Annotated in this window: 9 protein-coding genes and 1 pseudogene; 5 read left to right on the forward strand and 5 right to left on the reverse strand. The window is 54.1% G+C overall.

Annotated features, from left to right (window positions below; translation table 11 throughout):
• Positions 1 to 197: 197 nt before the first annotated feature.
• Positions 198 to 1,328: a DUF1559 domain-containing protein gene (locus SH287x_RS00655; RefSeq protein ID WP_479516484.1), complete on the reverse strand. Its 1,131-nt coding sequence runs from the start codon at positions 1,326 to 1,328 to the stop codon at positions 198 to 200.
• A 435-nt stretch (positions 1,329 to 1,763) separates the two neighbouring features.
• Here SH287x_RS00655 and SH287x_RS00660 point away from each other — a divergent pair, with 435 nt between their 5' ends.
• On the forward strand, positions 1,764 to 5,372 hold the full coding sequence (locus SH287x_RS00660) for an AsmA family protein (protein WP_479516485.1): 3,609 nt from the start codon (positions 1,764 to 1,766) through the stop codon (positions 5,370 to 5,372).
• A 364-nt stretch (positions 5,373 to 5,736) separates the two neighbouring features.
• Here SH287x_RS00660 and SH287x_RS00665 read toward each other — a convergent pair whose 3' ends face one another.
• Positions 5,737 to 6,471, reverse strand: a complete 735-nt coding sequence (locus SH287x_RS00665; RefSeq protein ID WP_479516486.1) for a DUF6655 family protein — start codon at positions 6,469 to 6,471, stop codon at positions 5,737 to 5,739.
• Between the two features lie 64 nt (positions 6,472 to 6,535).
• Positions 6,536 to 7,594: a hypothetical protein gene (locus SH287x_RS00670; protein ID WP_479516487.1), complete on the reverse strand. Its 1,059-nt coding sequence runs from the start codon at positions 7,592 to 7,594 to the stop codon at positions 6,536 to 6,538.
• 901 nt (positions 7,595 to 8,495) lie between these two features.
• Here SH287x_RS00670 and SH287x_RS00675 point away from each other — a divergent pair.
• From SH287x_RS00675 to SH287x_RS00685, 3 genes and pseudogenes are all read left to right on the forward strand, one after another.
• The gene (locus SH287x_RS00675) at positions 8,496 to 11,612 is read left to right on the forward strand and encodes a vitamin B12-dependent ribonucleotide reductase (RefSeq protein ID WP_479518751.1); all 3,117 of its coding nucleotides are present in this window, start codon (positions 8,496 to 8,498) and stop codon (positions 11,610 to 11,612) included.
• 681 nt (positions 11,613 to 12,293) lie between these two features.
• Entirely contained in the window at positions 12,294 to 13,097 is an 804-nt protein-coding gene (locus SH287x_RS00680; protein WP_479516488.1) for a hypothetical protein, read from the forward strand.
• Between the two features lie 71 nt (positions 13,098 to 13,168).
• Positions 13,169 to 13,716: pseudogene (locus SH287x_RS00685) on the forward strand (REP-associated tyrosine transposase).
• Positions 13,717 to 14,457: 741 nt separating this feature from the next.
• Here SH287x_RS00685 and SH287x_RS00690 read toward each other — a convergent pair.
• Both SH287x_RS00690 and SH287x_RS00695 read right to left on the reverse strand, forming a co-directional pair.
• Complete coding sequence (locus SH287x_RS00690) at positions 14,458 to 15,336, reverse strand: hypothetical protein (protein ID WP_479516490.1); 879 nt, start codon at positions 15,334 to 15,336, stop codon at positions 14,458 to 14,460.
• The gene (locus SH287x_RS00695) at positions 15,333 to 15,836 is read right to left on the reverse strand and encodes a hypothetical protein (protein WP_479516491.1); all 504 of its coding nucleotides are present in this window, start codon (positions 15,834 to 15,836) and stop codon (positions 15,333 to 15,335) included. The genes SH287x_RS00690 and SH287x_RS00695 overlap by 4 nt, the downstream gene beginning before the upstream one ends.
• 277 nt (positions 15,837 to 16,113) lie before the next feature.
• Here SH287x_RS00695 and SH287x_RS00700 point away from each other — a divergent pair, with 277 nt between their 5' ends.
• On the forward strand, positions 16,114 to 17,241 hold the full coding sequence (locus SH287x_RS00700; RefSeq protein WP_479516492.1) for a glycosyltransferase family 4 protein: 1,128 nt from the start codon (positions 16,114 to 16,116) through the stop codon (positions 17,239 to 17,241).
• Positions 17,242 to 17,364: the final 123 nt, after the last annotated feature.

The following is a 17,364-nucleotide window of genomic DNA, read 5'->3' on the forward strand; positions in this document are numbered from 1 at the left end:
ACGAAGCGGCCCCGTGCATCGTTTGCACAGGGCCACTGAGCCATCTCAGGTCGATGTTATTGAAACAGAATATCAATAAGTATTGATCTGCACTAACGAAACCCCATTCTTTTGCCAGAAAACAGGAAAGCGAACGCCCGTCTGCTTAGGAAAGTAAGGCGGTAACATGGGTGTTGACCAGTGACCCTTGCTCCGAACTAAAAATCGGAAACGACTTCTCCGCCAGCTTTTGTTCCCAGAGATCCCCAGACACCATACGGGCTTTGGGTTGGCATGTTGGCCAAAACGGAGTCGGCCCCCTGATTTCCAGAGTCGATATTTTCGCTGACAAAACGAACGGCTCCATCCCCCATCAGCACATGCACACCACCCGTGTGACGACTGCTGGCTGAGTAAATGCCGTTGCCATAGTCCCAGCTATCAAACGCACATGATGGGGAATTTGGCGGCAGAATGGTGCTTACGGCACTGTACGACCCTCCGCCATCCATACAGCGAGTCCCTCGGTAAGGCTGGGGATTAGCAGATGCGATGTATTCTCGAGTAGAACGATTGAACAGAGCCAAGCAGCCATTTGGAGTAAGAACTGACGCCCCTGATGGGCGTTGAACATTTCCAATATCTCGAGTTCCCGTCGAAAAATCGGCTTCCGCCATCAGGATGGTGTTACTGGTGCCATCGGTAATGTCCCCGATCCGAACACGTGAACAATATCCAAAGACGCCTCGTGGGGATCTGGAATCGATCGACGAAGAGTCGCCCGCCGAAAACATATAAGAATTCCGACCAAGCGATGCATCATTTCCACTGGCACGGTTTGTTCCCGCAGAAGGACACTGCAATCCGGGAATCTTGGCAGTCCAGGGAGCATAGTTAATCACATAAGGGGTCGTGGAAAACCATGGTGCCGGGCCGCCTGCCGGTGCCGGCGAAGGTGATCCCCCTGTATTCGCAAATGCCCCCGCGATCTGATTGAAGAGCGGAGCTTGATCGATGTATGGAAGTAACCCGACGATGCCGCTCAGTCGACCGGAATTACTGTTTGTGTAACGATTGGGATCTGAGCTACCAGTATCACTCCCACCTTGTCGGTAAGTGAACGTGCTGAAGTTGTCGTGATAGTTGTGGTGAGCCAGACCCAGTTGCTTGAGGTTGTTGCGGCACTGCGTCCGGCGGGCCGCTTCCCGCGCCTGCTGGACAGCCGGCAACAGCAAGGCGATCAGAATCGCGATAATGGCAATCACCACCAGCAACTCAATCAACGTGAATCCACGCCGTGATTCTGCACGATCTGACAAACCAGAAGATGACGAACAAGAAGCCTGCATATTTTCTCTACTCCACCCAAACGTATCAACAAATAAAGGTGCGGCGATTTATAACCACGCATCAACCAATAACATATCAATGATATACTCTGCCAAAGTGACCGTCCAGACGTCTGATTTTCTAAAAAGGGATGACAAGGCTTTGATAAGACTGAAATCCGGGCCGTCCGACCGTGATTGCGAACCTGTTCTTACGATCACATTCCCAAGTCCGTTGGCGTGAATTCAGGAGGATTGCGCAAAGTTTGCAGTAGAGGAGGTTGCTCGCCAGAGAATTCACAGGTTTCCATAGAACCGAAGATAACGTATGAACCGATCCTGAGGATCAGGTCGACGTGTGCAGACCGATTCATCGGGCCGGGGGCTTCAAACCTATTACCAACCGGCTGACAGGCAGGTGCTGCACGCAATGTTGTTTTGCCGTGGAGTGCTGCTGTGGAATCTCAGGCCCCTGTTTCGGAGGCGTCTGTTGCCTCTTCTGTGTCATCGGACAATTCCACAGAGGCGGTTCGCTCCAAAAGCCGTACAGGAAAATGGCTCGGAATTTTCTTAGTGCTGTTAGCGACCACCGCGTGGCTGGCACCGACCATCGTGGCCAAAACGTCACTGAAGCAACGGGTTCCCGGGCTGCTGTTCCCCCATTTCACCGGGACAATCACCATCGGTGAAGCGAGCCTGGGCTGGCTGAATACGATTGAACTGCGTGATATCGTCGTCGCAGATGCTCAGGGGAATGTGGTCGTCAAACTCGAGCGAATGACCACCGAGTCGACCTTGATGGCACTCGCCAAAAATGCGATGTCCCCCGGCCTGATGACATTTCACAAACCTCAGGTGAATCTCCAGTTCACCAGCGAGAGTTCCAATGTCGAACAACTTCTCAACGAATTACTGGCTGGTGAAGCAACAAGCGATCCTTATGCCTATCACTTCAAAGTGGAACAGGGAGAAGTGAAATGGCAGGAAACGACGCCGTCTCGTGAATTCCTGATTGATGGGCTGGATGTCAGTTTTACGATCGAAGCCGACACCTCAGCCACACACCTGGCACTCCTTCTGCAGAGCCAGATTCAGGGAGGGGGAGCCAATTCTCCTCTCAAGCTCGAATTGGATGCCCTCGCACCGACCGGCGCAGCGACTTACACCCAAGGGGCGATTGAAATTCAGTGCGACGCCCTTCCACTGGCCATGGGAGAAGCCTTCGTTCGGCGGACTGCGCCCCAGGCAAGTCTGGGGGGATTGCTCGCCGCAGCAGGGAAAGCCAACTGGAAGCTGGGAACTACCGCAGATACATCCCAATGGGTCTGGAATGGCCAGGTCAGTTTGACCGACTTTTCAGCGGCGGGGTTGCCGCAATTGGGAAGCGACCTGCCACAGCTTAAAGCGGTGGTACTGGCTGGCGAAGCGGGACAGAGTGGTTCCGTCATGACTTTCAAAAAGTTACGTTTCACAACCGATGTTGGGGGCGTTGATCTGGATGGCCCGGTTCCCCTGACCGCGTTGTTATCCGCATTGGCCGGCGAACAGAGTGCCACTCAGGCATTAGCCGAGCTGGCTGATTTCCGGCTTTCAGCAGCGGTAGATCTGGCACGCCTCGCCCGGTTACTGCCAAACACTCTGCGGATTCGAGACGGAGTTTCGATCGAAGCGGGACGCCTGGAAGCGACGGCGGTCTCATCCAGGCCGGCGGTTGGTCAGCAACGCTGGACGGTCTCGGGAAAACTGGAAGGACTCGAGGCTCGTGATCAGAATCGCAAATTGACCTGGCCCGAACCCGTCACCGCTCGCCTGTCATTACTGAATGATGGTGGTGTGGCTGAAGTGGAAAGTATTCAGGTCAAGGCTCCGTTTCTGGACGTTCAAGGCAAAGGGACGCTGGATGATGGACAGGTTGATCTTCGCGCTGACCTGGCCCGATTAGCAGAAGAATGTGGTCGATTTGTTGATCTGGGAAGCCTCGCACTTCAAGGAGAATTGGCCGGCGGCTTTACGTTGAAAAGAACCACCACTGAGCGGGTCGTTCTTGCTGGTGAACTGGTCGCCAGCCGTTTTGCCTGCACGCTTCCCGGCAATCTTGTCTGGAACGAATCCGAACTGAGGATGGGGGTCAATACCACACTCTATGCCCCTGCGGGACAAAGCCCTTCACAGGCGCTGGATGGCAGCCTCACGATTGCTTCGGCCAGCGACAAGATGTTCGTTCGCCTGCTTCAGCCTCTCATGATGGATGGAAGCTCAGGAAACGTGGAACTCACCACCACAGGCGGTGCCCGCCGCTGGATGGTTCGCGCCCGTTCCTTGCAATTGGTCGGGGCCTATGAAGCGGATGGCTTGATTGATCAGCAGGCAACCATCACCTGGGATAAGCAGCGTGTGGATGTTCTTGGTAGCAAACTGCGCTGGAGCGATGCTCAGCTCATGGGCCAGGGTGTGCAATTGATCGACCGAGAGATACGTGTCGATCTGGACGCCGCCATGGATCGTTCCACCAGCCAGATTTCCATCCCCCTGATCACGCTTCGCAGTTCAGCTTTGAATCTGGATGGAAAGCAAATTGTTGTGGAAATGATCGATTCCACGTTCAAAAGGCTGGAAGGAACTCTCGGCCTGAAAACCGATCTCGCCACGCTGGCTCGCTGGTTTAATTCCACTTCGCAACCCATGACCACGATTCCCGTGGGCATCGTCTCAGGGACAGTGCAAGTGGCGGCTCAAGGGGCAGTCATCAGCCTGGAGACACAGCTTCATTCGGATCGGATTGAAATTCAGTCGCTTGCCAAACGACCGGGAGAACAAGGGACGTGGCAGCCTCTCTTTGAAGAGTCAAACATTGTCATCAACGGGCTGGTCAAGGGAGAACTGGGTAAAAATCAGTGGGAATTGGCCAACCTGTCACTCCAGGGGAATGGTTTGGGTCTCACTTCGCACGGGAAGATCTTACTCGACGGCAGCGACCGCCGTATTGAGTTGACCGGGGAATTGGCCTACGACTGGGATCGGCTGGCTCCTCGTCTGGCTACCAATGCCCTCACGGCTAATGCCACCAAGCCCTTACGCATTTCAGGAAGCGGGCGAAGGAAGTTTCAGTTCATTGGCACACTTCCCGGAGAACAAACCGGGACAAATGTGACTCCGGTCGGCTTGAGCAACCTCCCGCAAGAAGCCCCCAGCGATCTCGATTGGCTGCGAGCTTTATCGGGAGAAGCGGGCATCGGCTGGGAGTCGGCCAACTATTACAATCTGGAAGTGGGGCCTGCCGATATTGGTGGGCGGCTGGAAGACGGCTGGTTGCGGATGACACCCATCAGCACCACTGTCAATCAGGGGAAAGTGACCATTACCCCGGCCATTCATCTGGCCACTTCGGTTCCACTGCTGGTACTTCCCAAAGGCGAGGTGGCTCAGAATCTTCAGTTCTCGCAGGAACTTTGTGAGACCTGGTTGAAGTACGCTGCTCCGCTTCTTGCTGACGCCACTCGAGTCAGTGGGTCATGCAGTGTGGACTTGGCCGGTGGACAAATCCCGCTGACAAACATGAATGCAGCCGATGTCGGAGGTGTTCTCAGGATCCATGGTGCCCAAGTCGCTGCCGGCCCCCTGGCGACGCAAATTTCAGGCGTTGTTCAACAGGTTCGCAATATCTTTCAACGGGGATCGACTGGCGGGAATGTTGACAATCTGATGCACATGCCCGAGCAGCAAACCGATTTCCGTCTGGTCAACGGTCGACTGCATCATCGCCAACTGATCTTTCAAACCAAGCTGGCCACGATCAAAACCACCGGCTCTGTTGGTCTGGATGAATCGTTACAGATGATGGTGCAGATCCCGCTGATGGACGACTGGATTGGCGATCAGAAAGTTTTTGCCGGGTTAAAAGGTCAGTCAATTAATATCCCGGTGGGTGGAACACTTTCCAGTCCCCAGATCGATGTTCGCGGCATTGGCGATCTGGCAGGCCGGGCAGCCAGTTCTACTGTGGAAACGCTGCTGGACGGCAAAATCCAGAACGGCCTGGAACGATTACTGGGACGCCCCAAATAGCACTCAGCTCAATAGATAGCGGCGTATATACTCTTTTTACACCCCGGAGTGGTCGTTGTTTGGTACTACTTGACCTCGGCTTTTGTGGCGGGATGGTTAGGAGAGTCGTAGGGTGGCGTTAAGGCTTTGCGCAACCCACCAATCCAGAGAATCCCGTGGGTGGCCCATGGTTGCTTTGCAACCTGGGCTACCCTGCTTCTCGCTCCAGATAAATAGTCAGTAGGTAGAGTGCATGAAGCGAAGCGCAATGCACCAATAGATGCTGATTGCGTCATCTATAACAACGGGTGTATTAGCATGCGCCCGGCAAACCGGGATATCCCCAATCGCACTCAGCTTAAAATAGAGAGACCCGGGAACAGGTCTATTCTTTTGCGGGCTGTTCATCGCTCGTCAGCTGAAATTCTCCCGCGGGTTCCTCGCCTTTAGCAATCGCCGCACCAATCGGCTTTGCTCCGTGAAACGCCACTTGCGAAGGAAGATACTTCGCCGAATCAGCGGCTGGTGTCGCGGTGCGTTCGATTTCCTCTTTCACTGTTCCGTAGTGATAGGGGCCGACCCCGAAGACAAAGAGGTTGTTGTCGTCAGCCAATGCTGAAGAAACACCACCCTGGCCCAACAACTGCTTTGATTTCGGGTCATAGGCCACCAGACCTAACTTGGCAGTCGCCGTTTGTCGAGAACGGCTCACCAGTCGAACTTCAGGCAGCGTCAGCATCCCTGGCAGAGTGATTTCCGGCGAGCCAATGAACGAATCGGCAGAGTCGGTGCCAATCGACCCGGAGCGAAGCTCCAGAACAATGTCGGCTTCCTCAGCTTTGGGGACAATATTCGCACCAGCCAGCATCGCCCGATGCCGCAACGACCCGACAAGATAAGCTTTATCAACCCCTTCCAGATACTTTTCTTCAATATATAAATTTGTCCCGTTGATCGTCGAGAGGTCGACTTTTTCAAGAGCATGATCGATCGCATTTGAGACCAATAGTTGTTCTCTGGCAGTTCGAGCCGTATTGGTCGTTTTCGTAGAGGTGCAACTGGAAGCCAGGGTTAGCATGCTACAGCAGGCGGCACCAGCCAGCAATTTAGGGAGAGACATACAGAACACCTCACTCGAAATCATTCGACAAAATACGAATCAATAGAGATCAATAAAAACGCGATCAGTCATCTTCGCGCCGACGTGATGTGCGACGCGACGACAAAGAGTGTCGGCTTCTGGAACGGGCATAGTGCGGCTCTTTAATGTTCATTTCTCGTTGAGCCATTTCCAACCGCAGAATTTTCTCGCCTAATGTGCTGATGCGAGTCGCGACTTCATCGGTCGTTTGTTCCATCCCCGATGAGACCAGAGTCACCACACCAAGAAACAACAGCATTTGTCCGGCAGTTGTCATCAACCAGCCTGTGGGAGCATGCTCAACCGGCCCGCCAAAATGACTCCACAGAACCAGCGATGTGCCGCAGGTCAGTAAAGCGACTCCCAGATAAGCACACACCTGGCCCGCGACAATGCCCCAGTTGAACGATTTTTCAATGGGAGATTTCGGTCGAGACGCCACGGTCTCTTCTCTCATCACAGTGGTTTTTCTCTCCTGTGAATGAAGAGATGCTGCCGGATGATAGGAGAATCGGATATCGGCTTCTTCGAGTTCGCGCTCTCGCAACCGCCTTAAATCGAAATGAGGACGTCGGCCCGCCAGTCGAGCCTGTTCTTTATCGTAACGTCGATGAATCTCGTGAGATGTTCGCCTCTTTTTGGGGCGATGCTTCGGCTTGGGAGCTGCGCCTTCACCGTGCGACAAATCAATCCTCCGTTCAGGGGAGGGCCGCACTGGCAATGTCTCGGCAGCGTGAGGCTGAGGCGGTAATTCAACGTGATCAGCCGCTCGCTTGGGCGATCCCATATCCACTGCCTCGACATTCTTCTCCGCTTGGTGAGGCTGAACATCCGGATGAGTAGCCGCGCGGGTGATCGAGGGGTTTCTTAGAGGGCCAGCAGCCAAATCGGGAAGAAGAGGCCGTTCCAGTGATTCAAACGCACGGGATGTCGCCCAGCGCGCCAGCAGATCCCGTGCATCGCGGGAAGTTGTCGTCGCATGTTCAGGGGAAAGCCGTGCCGTGGCTTCAGTAGGGACTCCCGGGTTGTTGCTGACCGGACTGGAAATCGGCTTTCCTCCTCCAGAGAGAGGAGTTGGATCCAGTATCGCTGCCAGTGTCATTCCACAATGCGTGCATCGCGAATGCCGGTGATCCGGCATCAACACAGAAGCGACATCATCTTGGCAATGAAGACACCACATGGGAAAGGATTTCCGCCGCGAGCGGGAGACCGACACGAGATTCCGGTCGAGCGACCAGAAACCATGGCGATACGGGATGAATGGAAAATAAGAGGGGCAAAGAGCGAGGAGTGATAGCACCGACACTTTCAGGCAGAACGGTAGGCTATTTCACAAGCGAACTTTCCGGCAAGGGGAACTCACCCGTGAAGAAGCGGCAGAAACTGCGACAAAACGGGCCATTTTGAATGAAGTGATGGCAGCTTGCCGGCAAGTGTTCATGCTGCCCCTGCCACCACCCTCAGCGGCGCCCCTCATCAAGCGGCAAAAAGCCCGTAGCACACTGTCAGATTAAACTGGGTGAACTGAGAAGAATTTCTCGCCATGGGATTATGAAGATTCTCTCACAAGGTCGTTTTCCCCGGTAAACACTAAATCCGTTTCGCACCACAACTTGTGGTGGACTGTGGCGTTTTCGCCACAAGATTGAGGAAGAAGACGGCTTGACATTCTCTTCTTGCGGGATATCGTGGGGACTCGCAGTGGCTGACAAGATCTTGTTGGTTACTGGCTACTTCAGCACAAGCTATGGTGGTTTTTTCGACGAAAGAACCTTCTGACGGGTCGCCAGCCCGCTCGCTGCCGGAGCATGGAATGCGTTCTGTACCGGTGGTGACCATCCCCAGCACATTGTGATCTGTCGACGGCTATTTTTATTGTTCTATTGAACATCCCACGATCAACAGATGTGTTCGTTCGTGCGCTGTGATAAATTGTTTAGTCTGCTGGTTTGGCAGGCTCTGGTGTTTTCCCTTTCTTGACCATGGATATGGAGTGCATGATGCACGAGCATAAAGGACTTGCCACGTCTGAATTGACCCCCGTCGGCCTCCGTCCGGCAAATGCCAATGGCTCCCGTTCCGGGAGTTTTCAGCCAGCTAATTTTCAGCCAGGGACTTCGCGACCGCTCCCCGAAGCGGCCCCATTGCGAATCAAGCCCGAGTTCTGCCCGGAAGGTGTGGATCCGTTCGCGACCTGCGAATGGGAACTCCGCTCGGCTTTCATTAAAGACGAGAACGGCAAAGTTCTCTTCGAGCAGAAGGATTGCGAAATCCCCGCTCACTGGAGCCCACTGGCCACCAACGTCGTCGTCAGTAAGTATTTCTACGGCGAACACGGCACACCCGAACGTGAAACCAGCGTTCGTCAGGTGATCAATCGCGTCGCCCGCACCATTGCCGATTGGGGCATCGCTGACGGCTACTTCGCCAGTCGCGAAGATGGCGAAAACTTCTACAACGACCTCGCCTGGCTCTGCCTGCATCAATACGGCAGCTTCAACTCGCCCGTCTGGTTTAATGTGGGCCTCTTCCATCAGTACGGCGTGAAAGGCTCCCGCGGGAACTACCGCTGGGATTTCGACACCCAGACCGTCACCCGCGCCGAAACCTCTTACGAATATCCACAAGCCAGCGCCTGCTTTATTCAGTCGGTCGACGACAACATGGAAGACATCATGCGCCTCGCCACCAGCGAAGCCATGCTCTTCAAGTTCGGTTCAGGGACAGGTACTGACCTCTCCTCGATCCGCAGCGCCAAGGAAAAGCTCTCTGGCGGTGGAACCCCTTCCGGCCCTCTCTCCTTCATGCGGGTTTACGACCAGATTGCCGCTGTGGTGAAGTCGGGTGGCAAAACTCGCCGGGCTGCCAAGATGCAGTCTCTCAAGGACTGGCACCCGGATATCCTTGAGTTCGTCCAGTGCAAAATCAAAGAAGAGAAGAAGGCCCGCGTCCTCATTGAATCCGGCGAGTACGACTCGAACTTCAATGGTGAAGCCTACGGCTCGATCATGTATCAGAACGCCAACCTCTCTGTCCGCCTCAGCGATGAGTTCATGCGGGCCTATGAGGATAACAAAAAGTGGGTCACCCACTGGGTCACGGATGCCACCAAAGCTGGCCCCGAGTACGAAGCCCGTTATGTCATGCGACAGATGGCCGAAGGTGCCTGGAGCTGCGGCGATCCCGGCGTCCAATTCGATTCGATCATCAACCGCTGGCACACCTGCCCGAACGATGGCCGCATCAACGCCTCGAACCCCTGCTCAGAGTACATGTTCCTCGATGATACGGCTTGCAACCTCGCCAGCCTCAACCTGCGTAAGTTCCAGAAAGAAGATGGCCTCTTCGATGTGGAGCGTTACCGCTCTGCTATCAATGTCTTCCTGACGGCTCAGGAAATCCTGGTTGACCACGCCAGCTACCCCACACCGCAAATTGCCGCCAATAGCCACAAATACCGCCCGCTGGGCTTGGGCTATGCCAATCTGGGCAGCCTGCTCATGTCGATGGGCATTCCTTACGACAGTGCCGCTGGCCGCGGGATTTGCGGTGCTCTCACCTCGCTGCTGACTGGTCAGGCTTACCTCACTTCGTCGCGGATTGCCTCGTTTGCCGGGCCGTTCGAGGGCTACAAGAACAACGCCGACCCGATGCTCCGCGTCATGCGGATGCACCGCGATTCGGTCGACCGCATCGACAGCTCTTGCCCCGAATACCTCCGCAAGGCGGCTGAAGGCGTGTGGGATGACGTCGTCGATAGCGGCCGCCGCTTCGGCTTCCGCAACAGCCAGTCAACCGTTCTCGCCCCGACCGGCACCATCGCCTTCATGATGGATTGCGACACCACCGGCATCGAACCCGATATCGCTCTGGTGAAGTACAAGCAGCTGGCGGGTGGCGGTCTGATGAAGATCGTCAATCGTACCGTGCCGCTGGCTCTCAAGACCATCGGCTACGATTCGCCCGAAGTCGAACGGATCGTCAAAGCCATCGAAGAGCACGACACGATCGAAGCCGCTACCGACCTTTTGGCCGAGCATCTGGCGGTCTTTGACTGTGCGTTCAAGCCCGCCAATGGCACCCGCAGCATCCAGTGGCGAGCTCACATCAAGATGATGGCCGCCGCTCAGCCGTTCCTCTCCGGGGCGATCTCCAAGACCGTCAACATGCCCGCTGATTCGACGGTCGAAGACATCGAAAAAGCCTATGCCGAAGGCTGGCGATTGGGCCTGAAGGCTCTGGCGGTCTATCGTGACGGCTCCAAGCAGAGCCAGCCGCTCAATGTCAAGAAGGGGGCCGATGGCAATAAAGAAGTGGCTCCCGGCCAACCGGTTCGCCGCCGCCTGCCAACTACGCGTCATTCGCTGACTCACAAATTTTCGGTGGGTGGGCATGAAGGTTATATCACCGTCGGCCTGTTTGAAGACGCCACTCCCGGCGAACTCTTCATCAGCATGGCCAAGGAAGGCTCCACGATTGGCGGCCTGATGGATGTCATCGGGACAGAAACGTCCATGTGCCTCCAATACGGCGTGCCGCTGGAAGTTCTGGTCGAGAAATTCTCGCACAGCCGCTTCGAGCCTTCCGGTTGGACACAGAACCCGGATATCCCCAACGCCAAGAGCGTGGTCGACTATATCTTCCGTTGGATGGCGATTCAGTTCATGCCTGGCTTCCGTGAGGCCAATGTCCCACGCCGGGCAGAAGCTGGTACAGAAGATGAAGGCGAGAGTGCGGAAAGTCATCCCGTGGCCGGAGCCGCACCTGCGACTCCGGCCGTTAAGCCAGCCCACGGGTTGAATGGCAGCCAGAAGCCGGAGATCAAAGGAAGCAACAAGCTGCCTCCATCAATCGACAAGCGCGTTCACGCTCCCTTGCCCGCTTCAGGAGCCAATGGCCATAGCAACGGCCACGCCAGCAACGGGAACATGAATCATGGTAAAAGCCATGCGATGACCAGCCTGGAGCTTCAGACGTTAGAGCAGAGCATCAGGAACCAGCAATTCAGCCGCTTCCAGACCGACGCCCCCGCCTGTAGCAACTGCGGCTCGATCACCGTAAGAAACGGCGCCTGCTACCTCTGCCACAACTGCGGCACCAGCCTCGGTTGTAGCTAGCACACCTCTAAAAAAAAGCCCCGACCAAAAGTCGGGGCTTTTTTCGTATCAATTCTAAAAGTAGGGTGCATGGAGTTTCTACGGAATGCACCATTCCAACATAAAACTAGCCCCCCCCCCCCCCCCCCAATAATCAAATTTGCACAACTAACCAAATAAACGACACCCTTCGTAAATTTTCTCCACGAACCCCTAATTTTCCACACTTTCACGCGAACATATTTCCATCTACTCGGGTCTATATAGTAGGCGGCCTGCAGTTCGTTTCTATCATGCGATAGTAGATGCATCGGTCGCTTCAATCGGACAGCTACATAGCTGTCAAAAGAAAGGTATGCTCGCATGACTGACAAAAAGACAAGTGACCAAGCTGCATCAGCTGCCTCTCGCGTTCTTAAAGACGGTCGGACAGGAAAGGACTCGAAGTCGGCTGCAGGATCGGCCCTCTCACAAAAAGGCTCTTCAAAGAAAAAGTAACATACCGCAGCTCTTGTCAGACGCAATTAGTGCAGGCCGCAGCTCGCTATACTGCACGCGACAACAACTGACCCTCACTGAACAGCAACACAAAGAAAGGGCTGTAGACTACGAGTCAATGGCCCTTTCTTTCTACATTTTTCGTGAGGGTATATCAAATTGCTGTGGAACGCACTGATAATTCGCTGGAGGGAATCAATCCGTATGGCACCCACACTCTCGAATCCTCATTGGAGCGACTTGACTAACGAGCATCGGCAATGGCTTGATCAGTTTAATCCAGCACACGGTGACGAATGGGAGAAACTTCTAAAGAACGACGTTGAAGCGGCGATTTGTGAAGCGGCTTTCAGAGAACTTCTTGAAAAAAACGAAGTCAATGTCGCACCAAATCAAATTCGATCTTCGAGCGGTCGAATCCCAGATTTTTATTGCGTCAAAGATGAACAAGTTTTTTACGTAGATGCAACCTGCATCAAGATTGAGACGGCTGCCAAGAAAACTGGCATTCACTATGAGCCAAAACGTGAACTCACACCGTTTAACCCCAGGGCAATGACTCAACTTGTTCAAAGAGAATGCAGCGGAAAAGCTTCTCAGTTAGCAGGTCTCGACGCTCCACGCCTTCTCGCAATTGGCACCTTTCATTCATATGTTGCGATGGGACATTTTTGTAAGGGGCGTGCTGACGATATTCTGACCGGAGATATACAATTTGTTCGTACCGTTAATTTATCAACGGGCCATTTGGAAAAGCCGACATATGTGGAAACCCAACTCAACCATGCGGCTTTCCTCAAACCTGACAAAACCGAACAAATTGGATATGCACGAAGCTCCATTTCCGGAATCTTACTTTGTGGACTGGGAACACTTCCGGGTCAGTATGTTGGATTGCTTCATCCAAATCCGGTTCGTCCATTCGCTCGCTCTTTGCTACCACAGATTGAGTTTGGTGAAGTCGATATCAAGTACACTACTAAAGAATTAACAATCGTTTGGTCGTGATTCAAATTGGTGCATTGGCATGCACCCTACGTTTCGGAATGACTCTCATTCCTTTTTTTCTGGATGCCCCTATGTCCGACTATCGCCGGTGGTATCGGGAGGGCGGGACTTACTTTTTCACGGTCGTCACTCAACACCGGACGCCGTTATTTGCGAACGAGACAGCACGCACACTTCTGGGGGACGCGTTCCGCAAGGTTTCCGCCGACCGTCCCTTCGAGACATTGGCCATCGTCTCCTGCCCGATCATTTGCACGCGATCTGGAACCTGCCGCCGGGCGATCGCGACTTTTCCCGCCGATGGCAGGCGATCAAGGCAAATTTCACAACAGCGTGGTTGCGCGCCGGAGGCGAGGAGGCACCGACTTCCGACGATCGCCGGCGGAGGGGAGACAAGGGCGTCTGGCAACGACGATTCTGGGAGCACCTGATTCGAGATGAACACGACCTCGAAGCCCACTTCGACTATATCCACTATAATCCGGTGAAGCATGGACTTGCCGCCATCCCGTGGGATTGGGAACATTCGACATTCCGAAAATATGTCCGTACGGGACACTATCCCCAAGGATGGGGTCGCACCCAACCGGAAGTGATTCAAGGTATGAATCTAGAGTAGGGGCTATGAAGTCTTCAGGATACATCAAGGTGTATGTATGGGTGGGGTGTGGGCAGCTTTCATTAACTCAATAGATACGTCGTTCGGATTTTTCTAGATAGAGCGATAGCTGTTGTTTTAACGCAATTTGTTTGCAATTCATGCCAAGTTGGTGCATTGGCATGCACCCTACTTTTTATCGAATAAGGTGGTCGCCTATGTTCGGTTGTCGCCGGTGGTGTTGTGAGAGCAGGGCTTGTTACTTTGCGGTCGTCACCCGATACCGCTTTTAACAAAGAATACCGTGCAGATATTGCTGGTAGTTATGTAGGGTGCATGGAGTCCCCGGAATGCACCAGCGTTTGTGTTTCTCCCTCTGTCAATACGGGTGGGGTGTGAACAGCTTTCATTAACTCAAGAGATGCGTCGTCTGGGTTTTACTAGCCAGAGCGATAGCTGTTGTTTTGACGCAAGTGTTTGCAATTCATGCCAAATTGGTGCATTGGCATGCACCCTACTTTTGTCGCATATAAAGGTGACCTCTTATGTCCAATAATCGCCGGTGGTGTCGTGAGGGCAGGACTTGTTTCTTTACAGTCGTTGCCCAGCACCGGATAATGCTTTTTACAAAGAATACCGTGCAAACACTGTTGGTAGTTATGTAGGGTGCATGAAGTCCCCGGCGTGCACCAGGTTCGTTAACACCTCAAAGATTTGTGGCGTAAAAACAATTAAGATTTTCTGCCTGCAGTCGCCCTGCTATTAGCTGCGGACGGCTTCAGCCATATTGACCAGGCGGGCTTTGGGCATGTCGGGGGGCTGCCAGACTTGTTGAGGAATACTGCGAGGATTGACGTCGATTTTGTCGAACGTCAGCACCATATTCATCTGGGCTAAAGGCCAATCCAGTGTCATCTGACGCGGCAGAATGGCTCCTGACAATTGATCACGATAATGCTGGCGTAAGCGGCCCTGAGCGATCACTCGTCCCTGCGGGTCATAGAGTCCGTGCTCCAGAATCATGCCATGACAGGCATCAACCGTCACCACCTTACGAATCGGGATCCCCGCAGGAGAAAGATGTGACGTCGAAAGAGCTGCCGTCCGACCATCACCCGAACGGTTCAGGGTGACCCCTTCAGGCTCCATGTTGGCCACGCCCAACGCTTCCATCAGCCAGCCTGGCTCAAACGGAATGGGGACATTCTGCTGAACTTCGGCCATTTGTTCATGCCGGGCGAACATGAGATCGGGTGGATCATTCCGCTTGGCCCAGAACCAGAAGATCTCTTCATTTGATCCCAGATCGACTTCCTGCCCCAGCGCACTGGTGACCGAGATTCGCAAAAGATTTGTTTTTTGAACCGCGATATCTGCTGTCAGAGGAATGTGATTGGCCCGGATATGCACCCGGCCTGCCCGCCAACCGTCAATTCGATCCACATTCTGATTGATCTGAGCAATATAGTCGTCTGCCGTGGCTTCTGCTCCCAGTGGGCAGTTGGTTCGCTTGGCAAACTCGTCTTTCTTTTTCCAGTCTCGAAGTGACGAACACCCCTGCATGCCGAGTAGACCGAGCCATCCCAGGGCTGCCCGCCGCGAAATGCACTGTGAATCTGTCGTGGAAGGTCGTTGAGTCATGCCGACACCTCCGCCGCCAGACGAGACTTGAGCGTCTGAATATGTTGATGAATTTCCTCATCTGACAAAGCCAGATTGGTCAGTTCAAAGGGGCCTTCGCCTCGTGAGCCAAGCAGTCGCAGAACTTCCGTCCCCCCCACTTTGAAAGCATCATCCAGCTTGAGCTTTCTTCGCTGAAGAAGAAAGAGGGCGGCTACGTACCGAATGGCTTCGGCCTGCCCGGGAACATCATCGAAACCTGCGGGGCTGATTTGCTCCAATAATCCCAGCAACTTGTCGGAATCAAGATGGATGGCATCGGGGTTTTGTGGTGGTGGAACAATCGTTTGCCAAGCCGCAATCTGGTGGGGAGCCGGGCCGGGCCAGGCATCGTGACGGTAGTCCAAACGCTGCATCTGCCCATTCTGCTCGATCAGCACGGACTGGCAGACAGTTCCCGGCGAGAGCGGGACTCCCGTCGCTGCGCAGGTCTTTCCGAGCGGTTTGAGCGAGTATTCCACAGCGTCCCTGCACCTCGAAATCGTTGAGTCCCTGTCTGTTCGCAAATCCATAAGCGACACAAACAGAAAGCGGAACGCACTGTTGTAATTCAGATGGTCAAATTCCGGCAAGATCAGCCGGAGTCATTCATTCGTCACATTTTCTTTGAAAATCTCGTTTCTCTCAAATCGGTGGTCTGTTCATAACTCCAAACATGGAATGTAGTTATCGCATAGTCGTCAAATCTAACCTTTGGAAAACGCGCATCATGTCGTGGCGTGGTGTATCCTGAAAGTTATGTCACGTGACGATATTTCACTTCTGATGATTTCGGCTAACTTCCAGTTTCGGGGAAGTTCGGTTTATACGCTGCGCCTGGCTGAACGTCTGGCCGAATATGGATTCCAGCAAAGCGTGGTCTGTCCGGGGGCTAGCACCGTCGACCTGACACGCCGGAAGTCATTGGGAATTGAGGTGCTTCCTTATCTGGATGCTCCTCTCTGGCGGCAGGTCGTTCTGGAAATGTACTGCCGGCGGCTGATGCAGCATCCTCCCCATTTGATTCATATCCAGTCTCGAACCGCCCTGGGACATGGGGAATGGATAGCCCGTCGGTTAAACTGTCCCTACGTACTGACGGTGCATGACTATCTGGCCAACCACGAGATCCTGAAACCTGACCCGAACCTTTGCCGCAGAATCATTACGGTCAGTGAATCAGTGAAAGCGGCTCTGGTTGAACGCTCACAATTACCAGAAGACCTTTTCGTGGTGATTCCCTGTGGAGTACCACGCGCCAGTGATGAAGACAAATCGCTTGTCTTAAAAGCGGGCAAAATCCCTGTGGTTGGTACCGCTGGCCCACTGGAAGCGGTCAAAGGATTTCCTTTCTTCCTGGCGGCTGCCGCTCATGTGCTGGGATCGCATCGTGATATCGAGTTCCTGATTGCGGGGGCTGGCCCTGAAGAAGGAAACCTGCGCAAGCTGGCCCGCACGCTGGGCATTCAAGAACACGTGACGTTTGTTCCCAATCTGCTCGACTTTTCTGACGCACTGAGCGCCATGGATATTTTCTGCCTTCCCTCGCTGCAACAGGGGATCGGCACCATCATGCTGGAAGCCATGGCGATGGGGCGACCAGTGATTGCCACCAGCGTCGGCGGAGTGTTCAACGTTGTCCGTGATAACCAGACGGGCTTGCTGGTTCCGCCTTCTGACAGTGTTCGCCTGGCAGAACGAATTGTGGAACTTTTGAGTAACCCTGATCTTGCCCGTCGGATTGGCGCAGCCGCCATGCTTGAAGCCGAGACCGAATTCAGCGTCGACCGCATGGTGACTGAAACGGTTGAAGTCTACCGAGAAGTTCTTGACGAGCGCATGTCCACAGCGACAACCATGGCGATGCCGCAACTCACGAAAAGATAGTTTCGCACTTTGTGGCGGCTCTCTCTCTCTATTGACCCGCATTTAGCCACTCATGGATGCTCGGTACAGTATCGCGTGAGGGATTTTCAAATCCTGCTCCCCAGTGGGAGAAGATGGCCAGGG

It is taken from the genome of Planctopirus sp. SH287 (genome assembly GCF_056500625.1).

Coding starts and splice junctions, on each gene's coding strand:
- SH287x_RS00655 (WP_479516484.1), bottom strand. CDS start 1,328: ATGCAGGCTTCTTGTTCGTCATCTTCTGGTTTGTCAGATCGTGCAGAA.
- SH287x_RS00665 (WP_479516486.1), bottom strand. CDS start 6,471: ATGTCTCTCCCTAAATTGCTGGCTGGTGCCGCCTGCTGTAGCATGCTA.
- SH287x_RS00670 (WP_479516487.1), bottom strand. CDS start 7,594: ATGACACTGGCAGCGATACTGGATCCAACTCCTCTCTCTGGAGGAGGA.
- SH287x_RS00675 (WP_479518751.1), top strand. CDS start 8,496: ATGCACGAGCATAAAGGACTTGCCACGTCTGAATTGACCCCCGTCGGC.
- SH287x_RS00680 (WP_479516488.1), top strand. CDS start 12,294: ATGGCACCCACACTCTCGAATCCTCATTGGAGCGACTTGACTAACGAG.
- SH287x_RS00690 (WP_479516490.1), bottom strand. CDS start 15,336: ATGACTCAACGACCTTCCACGACAGATTCACAGTGCATTTCGCGGCGG.
- SH287x_RS00700 (WP_479516492.1), top strand. CDS start 16,114: ATGTCACGTGACGATATTTCACTTCTGATGATTTCGGCTAACTTCCAG.